The organism is Rhodococcus sp. OAS809 (assembly GCF_040546695.1).
Classification (GTDB): Bacteria; Actinomycetota; Actinomycetes; order Mycobacteriales; family Mycobacteriaceae; genus Rhodococcus_F; species Rhodococcus_F qingshengii.
The window spans coordinates 481,625-495,505 of the sequence record NZ_JBEPOI010000001.1 but is presented as its reverse complement, the minus strand read 5'-3'; the positions used below and the strand labels follow the sequence as shown (position 1 = coordinate 495,505).

Annotated in this window: 10 protein-coding genes and 1 pseudogene; 4 read left to right on the top strand and 7 right to left on the bottom strand. The window is 60.6% G+C overall.

Features of this window, described 5'->3' with window-relative positions; genetic code table 11:
* Positions 1–244: 244 nt before the first annotated feature.
* Positions 245–2,140 (bottom strand): helix-turn-helix domain-containing protein, encoded by a 1,896-nt coding sequence (locus tag ABIE52_RS02385; protein WP_192713428.1) that lies wholly within the window; start codon positions 2,138–2,140, stop codon positions 245–247.
* Between the two features lie 154 nt (positions 2,141–2,294).
* Between ABIE52_RS02385 and ABIE52_RS02380 the strand changes: the two genes are divergently transcribed.
* Positions 2,295–2,564, top strand: a complete 270-nt coding sequence (locus ABIE52_RS02380; RefSeq protein WP_192713427.1) for a hypothetical protein — start codon at positions 2,295–2,297, stop codon at positions 2,562–2,564.
* Positions 2,565–2,743: 179 nt separating this feature from the next.
* Here ABIE52_RS02380 and ABIE52_RS02375 read toward each other — a convergent pair whose 3' ends face one another.
* The 4 genes from ABIE52_RS02375 to ABIE52_RS02360 all read right to left on the bottom strand — a co-directional run bounded on the left by ABIE52_RS02375 (position 2,744) and on the right by ABIE52_RS02360 (position 8,366).
* The gene (locus tag ABIE52_RS02375) at positions 2,744–3,961 is read right to left on the bottom strand and encodes a PucR family transcriptional regulator (protein ID WP_192713426.1); all 1,218 of its coding nucleotides are present in this window, start codon (positions 3,959–3,961) and stop codon (positions 2,744–2,746) included.
* A gap of 846 nt (positions 3,962–4,807) precedes the next feature.
* Entirely contained in the window at positions 4,808–5,854 is a 1,047-nt protein-coding gene (locus tag ABIE52_RS02370; protein WP_192713425.1) for an IS3 family transposase, read from the bottom strand.
* A 416-nt stretch (positions 5,855–6,270) separates the two neighbouring features.
* The gene (locus ABIE52_RS02365) at positions 6,271–7,143 is read right to left on the bottom strand and encodes an alpha/beta hydrolase (protein WP_192713424.1); all 873 of its coding nucleotides are present in this window, start codon (positions 7,141–7,143) and stop codon (positions 6,271–6,273) included.
* Positions 7,140–8,366 carry a metal-dependent hydrolase family protein gene (locus ABIE52_RS02360; protein ID WP_354541420.1) on the bottom strand — a complete coding sequence of 409 codons (1,227 nt, stop codon included), beginning with the start codon at positions 8,364–8,366 and terminating at the stop codon, positions 7,140–7,142. The genes ABIE52_RS02365 and ABIE52_RS02360 overlap by 4 nt, the downstream gene beginning before the upstream one ends.
* A 99-nt stretch (positions 8,367–8,465) precedes the next feature.
* Between ABIE52_RS02360 and ABIE52_RS02355 the strand changes: the two genes are divergently transcribed.
* The 3 genes and pseudogenes from ABIE52_RS02355 (at position 8,466) to ABIE52_RS33995 (ending at position 10,963) form a co-directional block, all read left to right on the top strand.
* Positions 8,466–9,029, top strand: coding sequence for a TetR family transcriptional regulator (locus ABIE52_RS02355; RefSeq protein WP_192713423.1), 564 nt, complete (start codon positions 8,466–8,468; stop codon positions 9,027–9,029).
* 701 nt (positions 9,030–9,730) lie between these two features.
* On the top strand, positions 9,731–10,204 hold the full coding sequence (locus ABIE52_RS02350; protein ID WP_354541419.1) for a cupin domain-containing protein: 474 nt from the start codon (positions 9,731–9,733) through the stop codon (positions 10,202–10,204).
* A 61-nt stretch (positions 10,205–10,265) separates the two neighbouring features.
* Positions 10,266–10,963: pseudogene (locus ABIE52_RS33995) on the top strand (IS6 family transposase).
* A 535-nt stretch (positions 10,964–11,498) separates the two neighbouring features.
* Here the strand turns inward: ABIE52_RS33995 and phnE are convergent.
* A complete protein-coding gene (gene phnE / locus ABIE52_RS02340; protein WP_192713421.1) occupies positions 11,499–13,082 on the bottom strand; it encodes a phosphonate ABC transporter, permease protein PhnE in 1,584 nt (527 codons plus the stop codon).
* On the bottom strand, positions 13,079–13,879 hold the full coding sequence (gene phnC / locus ABIE52_RS02335) for a phosphonate ABC transporter ATP-binding protein (RefSeq protein ID WP_192713420.1): 801 nt from the start codon (positions 13,877–13,879) through the stop codon (positions 13,079–13,081). Before phnC ends, phnE begins: the two co-directional genes overlap by 4 nt.
* Positions 13,880–13,881: the final 2 nt, after the last annotated feature.

Genomic DNA, 13,881 nt, shown 5'->3' with positions numbered 1-13,881 from the left:
GATGTCGCGGTTTGGGTGTGGATCACTTAACGCGACGCCCATGTGATGTTCGGGGCCTGGCATACGATCGGGACCTGGCGTCGGAGACGGGCGGATGACGGCGCTGGGTCAAGGCCTCGAACGGCTCCTTGCCGTCGCCGGTGCAGCCGCGATGATCGATTAGGCAGTGTCCGTGTCCGTCGACTAGTCCGTCACCCGCGCTCTGTCGACGCGGATTGACTCTGGCATTTTCACGACGGTCCGCTCAGTCACTGGTTAATCGTGCAAGTTCCCGTAGGCGCAGAGCCATCTGCAATTCCAGGGTCCGATCCGGCTGACGCCAGGATTCCTCTAGCAGGGCGGTGATCCGCTCGAGCCTCTGGTAGAGGGTGTTGGCATGAATGTGTAACCGCGCGCATGTTCGGGCATGGTGCTGGGATTCCTGTAGGTAAGTCGACAAGGTCACTGTCAGGTCACCCCGGCGGAAACTATCGTGCTCGAGCAACGGCCCAAGGGTCGTCGCGACGAACTCGGAGACCTCGTTCCTGCCGGCCTGACTGAACAGTGAGCGGAACATGCCCAGGTCATCGGCCTGAGCGCATTCCCCCGCCCGGCCAAGTCCGTGGAGCACCCGGGCCGTCTGGAGGGCCATCTCGTGAGCGCGCCTTAGCCCGAGCACGCCCCCTTCGGTGGAGGCGACGCCGATCGTGTATCGGCCGCGAGGGCCGGTGGCCGTACCGGCTCGTGCCACCACTTCGCTGGTAGGGATCCGCGATATCAGCACGATGACACGACCGTCGTATTCGGACGACCATCCGCCTAGCTCGTTCGCCATCCGGGTGGCGGCCCGATTGGCCAGGGCCACCGCCGACGAGGACGTGTCCGCTTCACCTGGATCGAATGCCACCAGAGTCGTCACCGCATCGATGTCGAGCCCGGTGGCGCGGGCACGGCGCCTTGCGGTCCGCTCATCCGATCCCGCGGACAGCAACACGTGTGCGAGCTCCCCTCGGGTGCGCAACTCTGCCTCTGCAACAGCGCGCTCCGAGGCGACCGCCAACGCGACGGAGGTGACCCCGATACTCAGGATTCCGCGAATGTCGTCGACATCATCGTTGTCAGCGGTGACCAGGCATCCGACGTAGCCAGTCGGCAGTGCGACCTGCGCCGCGAGTGCGGAGCCCACTGGTCCGTCAACACTGACGAGAGGGACGCCGGTGTCGGTGAACAGTGCGCACATTTCGGTTGTTCCGATCAAGCTGGCGATTGCTCGGCTGCGAGGTCCGGGATCTTCCTCGACAAGGAAGTAAACCGGTTGCCCCAGGAACTTCTCGATCCTGGCGAGAACACCATCAGTGCCGCTTCCCGCGAGAATTTCTGCCATTAGGCTCTCCCGAAGCTGAGCGGAGCGTTGGCGTTGAGCGATGGTCGCTTCGAGGTGGCGGTTGGCTGCCCCCAGTCTCTCAGCAGCTTTTGCGGCACGCTCGAACAGCGTTGCGCTCTGGATTGCGACCGCTGCGTGGGTGGCCAGCGCAGCGAGCAGTTGCACCTCTCGGTCTGGGAAGGTGCGTGGACGTCGGCCAGCGGCCACGAGGACTCCGATAGTTTCGCTGCCTGCCATCAGCGGAACACCGAGAACTCCACCGAGGTGTTCGGCCAGGACCGCGGCGTCAGCGTTGTCGACGTGAAGAAACATGTCATCGTTCAGGTATTGCTGACTCCACATCGGTTGCCCCGTAGACAACACCCGGCCGGCGAGTCCTTGCCCCGGCGAGAGCTCGAGTCCCCGCAGACCCAAACCCATTGAGCCCTCGACGACTTCGATCTGCAGTCTCCCGTCGTCTTGCAGAAGCAGGATGTAGGTGAGATCCATCGACAAGAGTCGCCGCGCTTGTGCGGCGACCTCCTGCAACACCTCGCGCGGGCGGTGCAGCGACGCGAGGCGACGGGCGAGGTCGTTCAGAACCGAAAGCTCGTCCGCCTGCTGACGTGTCGACACTAATTTCGAGCGGAGCTCGAGCGCAATCTGCAGTTCCCTCTCGACCGCTTCAGGATCCGCTTTCGTTGACTCAAGTAGTTGCTGCCGATGCTCGACCAAACGCTTTGCCGAGGCCTCACGGATCAGCAACGGCATCCAGCTGGCATCGAAAATGGTGCTCACGGTTCACATCATCCAGGAAAACGCCACCAAAAACAGGGAGAAAACACCCACGTACACAACCGAACGACAGTGGATTTCTCCATCGCCCGCCTCGACCATCAGATGGTTACGTCTATCTCGTTGAACTACATTTTCTAGAAGCGCGGAGGGAGCAGTGACTCACACGAATTTCGCCCCCGGCCGGAACGTCACCGATCGGTTGCTCGACGAATACCCAACACAGCATCGGCATATCGCCGTGCGGTACGTCGGCCACCGGATCCAGGTCAGCCGACAGGATCGCTGGAATTGTGACCGGCAGGCATCGATCAACATGGTGGTTCCTTCGCGGAACGGGTTGTGCTGGCTAATCGAGTACAGCAACGGCTCGACCGACGTGATCCGGATCTTCGGAAACCCAGAGCAATTCGAGATCACCCCGTGAGCGCCACCCGCCCCAGAGGCGCTTGCACGGAGCGAAACAAAGAGCGAACCTCCGGCGCCGTCGAGGAGGCGGTGATCTCCCGTGAGTTGACCTCGGAGGCTGTGCACTCCCTCTCGATTACTTCGACAAGATTCACAAGTTGAAATGAATTCTGCAACAAGACCTTTAGCGCAACTCGGTCATCGGAGGTCTAACAGCCGCGCGACTTTCAGGCTCAAATGCAAGGCCAACCGGTCGTCGCCGTTTGCCAGGTCTGCGCGTGTTATCTCCTGAATTCGCCGCAAACGATAGTACAAGCTCCCTCGATGCACACAGAGCGCCTCGGACGTTCGCTTTACGTCACCGGCATTGTCCAAAAAGCTCTCCAGCGTCGCGAGAAGGGCCTCACTCTTGGTGTCCTCATGGCTGAGCAAGGACTGCAAACCTGAGTGAATACTGTTCTCGAGTCGATCCTCCGACAGTTCGGCCAGAAGTCCGTAGACGCCGAGATCTCGATACCGCACAACATTTCCGAGCACCTTGACGACCTGGGCCACATCTGCAGAACGCCTGGACTCTTCGTAGGATTCGCGCACGTGTGCAACCGAGGTTCGCGGTTCACCGATACCAACCCAACATTCGATGTTCTGGCGCCCACTTTCAGACAAGATTCGCTTTTGGGCTGCCACGATCAGCGAGTCCAGATCGGTAGGCGTCGAATGTTCCGCCACCGATACGATGAGCAAACTGTGGTCGGGGCGGTCGAGTTGGATTGCACTGTTCCGCGGGAGTCTCCGACGAAGCTGATCGACGCCGACGGCAACACTCAGACGATCTCTTTCGGTCAATGTCGACCGGTCGACAGGACGGAGCAACATAGTGACCACGACTGCTGGACCCGCAGCCAACAAGCCCCCCTCGGCCAACCTGTTTGCCGCGTCCTCGCGCAGCGACCGCTCGCCGGAAAGTACGTCACGAGTAAGTTCCCGCTCCCGACTTCGAGACAACTCGTCCAGTAACTGTTCTCGGTGAAGAATCGTCGCTGCCGCGTCAGCCGTGCGCCTCAAGACCTCGGCTTGATCCTCGTCAACGTCGCCCTCCGAAGTCAACAGCCAGACGAAGCCCAGCAGCGCATTGCGGTACCGGATCGGCATCCCGACCCGGCCAAGGGTCAGCCCTAGTTCTTCGTTGACGGGAACAGTGAAGAGATCGAGGGCTTCACGGCCTCCGCTCGCGTAGATGAAGTCTACGATCTCGCGTGAAACATTGCGCTGTAGAACGGAATTCATTCTGACTGGATCCACGGCACTGTCATGCGAGTTGTACGCGAGTAGACGGATCTGTGCATCATCGATCGCAACGGAGCGGTCGAGTCGGCGCCCGGTGGTGTCCACCAAGTGCTGTAGTTCTCCGGCCATGGTCGAACTGTACGAGCTCCCTCCCCGGTTTGCAACATATGACCAAATTCGTCCGCGGCAATCTGAACACATGATAGTGATGCCACTAACTTTCGCACCATAAGCTCGCTACATGCCGAAGCACATGAGACCCGGAAACGTCTTCGCTCGGCCTGCAACCAGGCATACATCGCACCTACAGGTTCCTCGTTCGGCAGCGACGAGACTCGTTGCAACCGTGAGACTGCGTAGTAGCTAAATGAGGTCCTCACGATCCAGCTCGAGAAAACGTCACCTCCGAGCGACATCGGTGATCGTGACGTCGCAAAACCATTGCCATTCAGCATATGCCTGATCCCCTCACATGCCAGGACCCGGCTTGCTGCCTACCGAGCTCGTCGGCCAATACCATCTGCCGAACCGTCGAACGTGGTGTCATCATCACCGACTTCGCAATCACCGCCTCGCGCTCGCCACAGTGCACAACCTTGTTCACTCCTACACAATGGAGGCTCCGGGCGGCACTTTCTCGAGATCAATCTGGTCGAGCTCGGCACTACTCGAGTAGCCTTCAAGGTTGCGAAGTTCGGTCTCGATGCGGCCAATCCCCTACCCGCACCGAATGAGATTGCCGTCAACTGACGTTCACCCCGAAAAGTGGACAGTTGTTACGCGGCCAAGATGGGCGCGACCAGTCACTGTTCATAGTTTTGGGGGCTGAGTATTCCGATCGCGGAGTGCTGACCGAGTGTTGTAGAAGTTCATCCAGTAGTCAACCGCAGCAACCAATTCGGCGGCAGGCGCGAAAGTGTGACAGTAGTAGTAGTAGTAGTAGTAGTAGTAGTACTCGTGCTTGAACGCCGACCATTAGCTTTCCGCGCCAGCGTTGTCCCAGCATATGCCGGTTTCACCCATCGAACGCCGCAACCTGTAGCGCTCGCACGCCTGCTTCATGATCCCTGCAGTAAATTGAGTCCCTTTGTCCGAGTGCATGATTGTGCCCGTGACATCGCCGCCACGTTCGGCGACCGCCATGTCCAGAGCATCCAGAACGAGCTCGCTGCGCAATGTGATCGGCCACCGCCCCCCTGAGGACTTCTTGGAATGTTCGTCCTTGATCGCGCAGAGATACATATCGTCCTCACCGCAGGTCAGGTAGGTGATATCGGAGGTCCACACCGCATCGAGGCACCCCTGATCGAACCGGCGCTGCACCAGATCCTCAGGGAACGATGCGAACGGATCGAACACGGTGGTGCGGACCTTGAACGTGCGTGGGCGGGGGTACCTCCCTGCACGAAGTGCTTGGGGGCATCCCGACGAACCGACCGATCGCATGATCTTGACAACCGTTGTCGCGGTGACCACCTCGCCGCCGTCGCGGAGCTCAGCGGTGATCCGAGGTGACCCGTATACCCCTTTCGACTCCCGGTGGATCGCGAGGAGCTTCATCTCCAGATCAGTTCTACGTCGCTGTCGTTCGTCCAATCGGGTTGTCACACTGCGACCTTGATGTTTGTAGAAACCGGAGGTCGATACTTCGAGCAGGCGTGCCATACGATGAATTGCGGAGTTCGCGCACTCCGCGCGGACATCAACGCGTAGAGCTCTATTTTTGTTGATTGGCCGCGAGATACGCGGACGCTTTTTCAGGAACGCGATGTCTTTCTCCTGCGCGGAAACCTGCCGGCGCAACCATGCCAGCTCGGTGCGTTCCGCGGTCGTGAGCGGCTGGTCACCGGATGCTGCGGTGGCCTCGATCCGCCGGCGTTCGTAGGCGACCCAGCGTCCGAGCAGGGCTTCGTTGATGCCAAGTTCTCGGGCGATTTCGGCGATGGTTCGGTCGGAATCGATTACCCGACGGGCGGCCTCGACCTTGTACTCGGTCGTGAACGACCTGCGCTTGCGGGACATGAGGACATCCTTCCAGCGGAACTGTTGGTCCCGCTATCTCGGTGTCCACCCTCCGGGGTGAACCTCAAACGATCTTCTGGATCGGTTGAATCATTCGGCTGACTCCGTTGCGTGACTCGCAGCAAGACGTAAATCTCGGTACGAGTAGGTTGTCGAACTGCTTATACCCGCAACAGAGACTCGGTGTGTGATTGAGCAACGAAAGCTCATCAGAAGCCGGTACTCAGGCATTGTCACCGGCTATCTACCAGTTGCGGGGATTGATCGTTAGTTGGTCGCCTAGCGATGGAGGGGCAGCCGCCCACGAGGGGATTGATCGCTACCGTCCCACACAGACACGGATGGTGAGTCGCCCCCATCGAGCGACTCACCATCGGCATCGCCTTCCGAAAACAGCTAGCGCTTTCCGAAACCAGCTAGCGCGCGTGGGAGGTCTTCAAGTAGCTCAGGAACGATGCCTGTATCCCGGTGACGTGCGTCTCGTGCAACACCGCGGTCGAAACATCCTGCGACCGTCCCTTGCCGTGCAACTGCTCCACGACGGCGAGAACGTTACGTGCCAGTCCGCGATAGATCGGAATGGGCCCTGTCAGTTCGACTTCGTTCAGCGTGACGTGCAACTTCGGCACAACTGAGCCCACGCCACGCTCCGGCAGTGCCTCGACCAGTGTGTGAATCTGGCTGTCGGCGTTCACAACTCCGGGACTACCCGCACCGAAGGTCGCGAACGGGGCCGCGTCGCGCAGCCATGCGTAGAGGGCGAAAAGGCCTCCGTACGAGTACCCGAAGAGTCCGTGCCCGGACTCGCTGACACGTAGCTCCGACGAGTACAGGCGAGGGTGGAGTTCGTTGGTCAGGAAGTCGAGGAAGACGTCCCCGTGGGTGTCTGCCAGCTCCTCGAGGTAGGCGTCCACGTACTCCTGGGTCATTGCACCAGAGTCGCGAGCAGCGGCAAGAGTGGCCGTCATTTCTTCGCCTACCGGTTCCCCAGGCGGCACGAGATCGCGGTTGCGGAGCCGTGCCCAGTTGGCGGCTTCCTCACCGGCATATCCGACACTGACCTGGATGTACGGGGCGATCGTCAGATACGGGTCTGCCTGTGTGACGATGAGCGGGGCGGTAAGACCTACAACCAAGTTGCCGTCCATCACGTAGATCAGCGGTAAGGGATCCGTGGAGTCCGCGTAGCCGGGGGGTGTGGTCACCCAGACGCCGTAGCTGTGCCCCGACTTCGCCGTTATTTCGAAGTACTCCGTATCTGCAAGGCAACCATGCAACATTGCGCTCATCGAACCTCTCCCTTCACTACGTGGCCGGCCTTCACGACGAGAACAGCCATGTCCGGATCGGCGAACACCTTGGCGTCTCGGAGCGGGTCTTGCTGCCAGGCAACCATGTCCGCCTGCATACCGACGCTGATCGTCCCGACGGTGTCCCCGATACCGAGAATGTCGGCGTTGACGCTGGTGGCCGAAACGAGAGCATGCATCGGCGACTCCAACTCGGCCCGCAAGCGCAACTCCTCACCTCGGCGCTGCTGGTGCGGCCCGATGAGGTCCGAGCCCAGGCCGATCCTCAGGCCTGCTGCGCGAGAGACCGCGAGCGCTCTGGCCATGCGCTGACGGGCACCGGCGGCACGGTCTCGTGCTGCGGGGTCCAGGTCCAAGCTTTCGGTGTCCGTCAACTGCTCGAGAACGGCGAAGGTGGGGACCAGAGCCACGTCATGCTCTCGCATCAACTGGGCAGTCTCTTCGTCGATGTCGGTGCCGTGTTCCACGCACCGGACACCGGCCCGCACTGCGTTGCGAATGCCCGCATTGTTGTGCGCGTGCACCGTGACGTAGGTGCCGCGCGACGCTGCTTCTTCCACTGCCACGGAGATTTCCTCGACGGTGAACTGTGTGTCGGTGAGGCGGTCATGGCCCCCGACGACACCGCCCGTGACGCACAGTTTCAAGAATGTTGCACCTCGGCGGAACGACTCGCGCACATTGCGTCGTAGCTCGTCGGCATTGCCCGACATCAAGGACAGGGCGCAGAGCCCTGGAATGTGGTGCATGTTCCACAACTCGGTCGGCTCCCATGCGGCCCCGTAGTAGCCGTGTCCACCGGTCTGGCACTGCACAGGACCGCACGAGAGGACGCGCGGACCACGCACCTTGCCGCTCGCGATGACCTCGACGACTCCGCCGTCGATGCCACCGGTGTCTCGCACCGTGGTGAAGCCCGCGTCGAGGGCATGGCCCGCGGTGGCGAAGATGCCCGCTGCCAGTTCGGCTGCCGAGAGCTCAAACCCGAATTGTCGTCGTATCGGACTCGAAATGCCCAGGTGGACATGGGCATCGATGAGCCCCGGAGTCAGAAGCATGCCGTCGAGGTCGATTGTCGTCGAACCCGACGGCGCCTGTCCGATCGCGGTGACAATGCCGTCGCTCACGCACACGTCGACTTCGACCGGGTCGGTACCCGATCCATCCGCGACCATGCCGCCGGCAAACCATACGTCAGTCAAAGGGACCTCCCGAGCATTAGAAAACCTCTTTCCTAAACACTGGTGAATTCGATATGAGGTACGGTACTCAACAGTGGTGAATTCGTCAATGGAGGTAATGTGAGATCGCCGGTTGGGGAGGGTCGAGAGCGACTGCTACAAGCACTGTTCGACGAGTTCGGTGAAACCGGCCCGAGCCCGAAGCTGTCGATGCGCCAAGTAGCCGAGCGACTCGGAGTGCACCACACGCTTCTGACCTATCACTTCGGATCACGACCGGGTCTCCTTGCTGCCGTACTGTCGGAAGCGCGCCGCCGCGACAACCTCGCCATCGCCGAAATCGGCAAAGATCTCGGATTCACAGCTCTGTGCAGGGCGATCTGGAGCTTCTACTCGAACGCCGAGCGCGAAGATCGAAGCCGTGCCTTTTTTCACCTGGTCGGACTTGCGGTGTACGAGCACAACGCATTTCAAGATTTCGTCACCAACCTCGACGACTTGGCACACCTCCTCGAAGCGGCAGCCCTTCGCGACGGATTCACAGTGGTGGATGCACAGCAGCAGAGCATCATCGCAACTGCATGTCTGCGAGGACTGTTGCTGCAGCGGTTGCTCACCCCCGACGCCGAGGTCGACGCGACAGCCGAGCGCTTCATCACCTCGTTGACAGCGTTCACCCCATAGGACGCCTATCAAACACCTATCCGAAATGAACGGCACGTTCCTGGTTTACGACGGTGCCGGGCTGTTTCGACCAGTTCTGCCTTTCGGCTGGACGAACCGACGGCGATTCAGTTCCTGCGTTCCGCGGGAATCTTGCGCCCTACGACAAGCAATGACGATGCCACCGGGTCCGCAACCCGACCATGATGCGCGAGTAGACCATTCAATTTCGTCGCGTCGACTCGATCGCGGCCACAACCCTCTGCTTTCTGGGAGCTCTGCCGTGTCAGTACACCGGGGCGGGCGTGCGACCCAAGACTACTTAGCGGCAAAGGGACTGACAGAAAATGGGCAGCGAGGTGAGCGATCGGGGTCTCCGCCACTGCCTCGCCAATCGCGGCTTCCTTCAATAAACACCGCGGCATTCCATGTGTCACAAGACTTGCGCCTTTCCATCGGCAGTCCGTTTTCCAACTTCCGTTCCACCGCAAAAGGTCAGCCTGGCTACTTCAGCCTCCAGCAATATCGCTACACCTAGCTGACATAGTTTCCCCGTCTGAAGCACCACAGCGCCGTTGCCACTGTGGGTGATCGGTATTTTCGCCAGCTGTTCGACTAGGCCGTTGAAAGATGCGACATATGAACCTATCGCAGCCCTGCAGGTCGCGACATTATCGATGAGCCCTATTCAGTACACGAGTTACGAAAGTCAGGATTGCATTGTGACTATCTCTTTCCGCGCCGCAGAGTTGGACAGCGCAAGCGGGATCTTTCAGCAAGCACTGCTCGGACAACCCAGCGCCGAGCCACTCACCGGAGACATCATCACGCGTGCCGACGTCGAATTCACCAGTGACGACGGCCGCGTTCAATCCGGAGTCTGGGAGAGCGAACCAGGCAAGTCGCGGTGGGAGTTCCTCACACGCGGCGAGATCATCACCATCGTCTCCGGCGCCATGACCGTCGAGGAGGACGACGGCGATCCCGTACATCTCATTGCCCGGTACGAGCGCAATCTTCCCAATCGGATGGAAAGGCACGTGGACGGTCACCGAGACCGTACGCAAGGTGTTCGTCGTCTACAACGCATGACCACGGGCATCAAAATCTTGATCAGAGAGGTACATCCGACAAACGCGAATCCGTACCGCCCGAACGGAGTCGTCAAGTTGTTGAAATGGGCTGGTCTGGGATGATGCGGTGGTGTCGTCGACGGACAAGGGATACCGGTTTCCGCGGGAGATCATCGCCCACTGCATGTGGCTGTATCACCGGTTCAGTCTGCCGTTTCGCGACATCGAACTGCTGATGGCTAAGCGTGGGATCGAGGTGACCTGCAGACAACCCGCGCCTAGTACGCCCGGTTCGGGCCCGAGTACGCCCGGTTCGGGCCCGAGTTCGCCCGCCGGCCTCGGCGGAGAGCACCTCGTCCGGGCGACAAATGGAATCTCGACGAAGTGTCCGCCACGGTCGGTGAAGTCCGAAAGTGCCTGTGGCGGGCGGTAGATTCAGTACGGCAATGTGCTCGACATTTTCATCGAAGGCAAGCGGAACGGTAGAGCTGCGACCAGGTCTTCAGAAAATTTCTGAAATAAGGCCGTCAGTCACGGGTACCGATCACCGACAAACTTCGCAGTTACCAGGTTGCACACCGGAAGACGATGTCGACAGCGGAGCACCGGCAAAACAAACACTTGAATAATCGGTGCGAAAAATCCCGTCAACCGACCAGGCAACGCGAACGCGCGATGAAGGGTTCCACACTGTCGGTTCAGTGCAACGGTTTCTGGCCGTTTCCAGTCGGATTTCCCGCACTTTCGACCGCCCGCCACCGGGTGAACTCCACCGAGCACCCCACCGACATGGCCACCCGATTTCAGGTGTGGAATCAGGTCACCGAACAAGCCGTCGCCGCCTGCCCGACGACTCCGTGTGGTGGTGTGCTGCGCCCGTAAACTGCTCCGTCCCAGAAAGCTTGAAACACACAGACCGTGGGGGCGTCGGTGGCCCACGGCAGCCACCCCGGTTCGGCCGGAGCGCGGCGGGAGCGATCACCGCACGACAGATGCGGTGGCATCAGGACCGAGTTGGTGAACGTAGGTGTCGAAGTCGCATGAGTTCCATGGATCGTTGCATCACCTGACCTCGTCAGGAGTTGCACATGACGTTCGAGATTCGTGCAAATCGGCAGATCCGGCCCGGGAAAAGATCTGATCTCAACAGGTCGACGTTACATCTCACCAGTAATGATGCGTTGACCTGTTGAGACCAAGGTCGAATCTCGGACTAGGGAGATCCAGCTCCCTCGGACAGGTCCGAGTCTCCTTCGCTCGGTCGACTACTCGATGAACTCATGCACCGAACAACGGTAGCGTCACCGATTGCTCGCGTGATGAGGTTGCCAGAACCTCATGCACCGAACAACGGTAGCGTCACCGATTGCTCGCGTGATGAGGTTGCCAGAACAGTGCGTCGACGGCATGCGACTCGTCAGACGAGGAGTGATCTGATCCATCCGGAAATCCTTTCGACTGCGTAAACTACGACGAAGATGACGAGAACGATGGCGCCTGCGACGTCGAAGTTCAGTGTGCGTATCGACTCGAATAACAGGAACCCGATGCCGCCAGCTCCGACGATACCCAAGATGGTCGAGGTCCGGATGTTCACGTCGAGTAGATACAGACTCGAACCGACTATCGATGGCACCGCTTGCGGGACAACTGCATTCACGATCTTGTTCCACCATCCACCCCCGACGGACGCCATCGCTTCGAGTGGTCCCGGATCAATTTCCTCGACTGCGTCGGCGACGAGTTTGCCCAGGAAACCGACCGAACCAATAGCAAGGGCGCAGGTGCCCGCGACCGGTCCCAGCCCGAGCGCAGCGACAAACACGACGGCAAGGACGAGTTCGGGCACAGCACGTACCAGCAGAATCCACGCCCTCGCGACCCAGTAGACCACCGGATGGGGAGTTACGTTGCGAGCCGCGAGAATTCCGACGGGAATCGACAGCACGACACCGAGCGCTGTGGCAACGACACCGATCGCGACGGTCTGCACAGCAGCGTCGACGAGTTCGACGCCGAGCGCGGAGAAGTCCGGCGGCACCATGCGCCCGAACACCTCGATCGACGGGCCGATCCAGGTCAGCAGTGATCGGGGATCGATGTCGAGCACGACGAACGAGGCGACCGTGAACCCGAGCAGTACCGCACCGGCACCGATTTTCATAGCTCGATCACGCCGTGTACCTGCCTCGGAGGAGACGAGGAGCATCCGCCTGATGCCGATGGCCGCCAACTCCATCGCGGCGATGACGACGAGTATTACGAGAACGATTCCCAGTGCCCTCGGGTAGATTAGCCCCCGCAATGCGTCCTGCAGCGCAAAGCCGATTCCGCCTGCGCCGACGAACCCGAGGACGACGGACATCCGCAGGTTGATGTCGATTCGGTAGATGAAGACACCGATCCATGCGGGAACGACCTGCGGGACAACTGCATTGGCCATCTCCCGCACGTACCCGACGCCGGTCGCGCGAATCGCTTCGCGTGGGCCATTGTCGGATTCCTCGATGGCGTCGGCGAACAGCTTGCCGAGCATGCCGATCGAGTGCAGCGCCAGCGCGAGAATACCGGGGAGTACGCCGATTCCGAGAGCCCGCACGAACAGGATCGCGAACAACAGATCGGGCATCGCGCGGCAGAACGTGATGACGGCCCGCGCCCCGGTGTACACAGCGGGGTGCGGTGTGGTGTTTCGTGCGGCCAGAAAAGCAAGTGGCGCAGAGACCATTGCGGCAAGAACAGTACCGAGGACCGCCATCAGCAGCGTGTCGAAGGCCAGGGAGACGATCCGGCCGGGGTCGTCGACACGCGGTGGAAGCATGCGTGCGAGCAATCGCTGAACGTCTTCCACTCCGTCGGCGAGCGTCGCGGGCGCGAAGTCGATGTACCTGGCCGACAGAAGTGTCAGCACCACTGCGATCGCACCGAGCGACATAAGGAGCCAGCGTCGCCGTTTCTCGGGTTGTTGCAGCTCGGTTCTCGGTTGCCGGGTGACGGTCATGTCGACGTGGCCCCGGTCCGCACGTCGCCTGAGATGATTCGCTGGTAGATCGGCATGATGTCCTCACGCGACAAGCCTGCTGCGAGGCGGTCGAGCACGACCTCCCCATCTCGAAGACCGACGAGTCGATGCGCCCAGCCGAGTGCGAGATCTACCTGGTGCAAGGTGCACACGACCGTCAATTTTTCCTCGGTACACACCCGCTGCAACAGGTCCATGACGATGCCCGCGTTCTCAGGATCGAGCGAGGCGACCGGTTCGTCAGCGAGGACGATGCTCGGCCGCTGCATCAGCGTGCGGGCGATCGCGACGCGCTGCTGCTGCCCACCGGACAACGTGTCCGCGCGGCGCTCGGCAAAGCTGGCAAGGCCGACACGGTCGAGGCACCGGAGTGCCTCCGCGCGCATCGATTTGGGGTAGGTCACTGCGCCGTAGCGCGGAATCTTCAACTGGCCGAGGGCGCCGACGAGCACGTTTTCGATGCAACTCAGACGCCCGACCAGGTTGAAGTGCTGAAAGATGAAGCCGACATTCTTGCGTAGCTCACGCATGCCCCTCCGGTTGGCTAGATCGACGCGAGTGCCGAGGGCGGTGATACTTCCCGACGTGATCGGGTGCAGGCCGTTGATGCAGCGCAGCAGCGTCGACTTGCCTGAACCCGAAAGACCCAGCAGAACGAGCATTTCACCGCGGTGCACGTCGAGGTTGACGTTCTTCAGCGCTGTAGTGGAACCGAACTTCTTGGTGACGTCGTGTGCGCTGACGACGATATTCTTGCGATCGATAGGCCCGGACATGA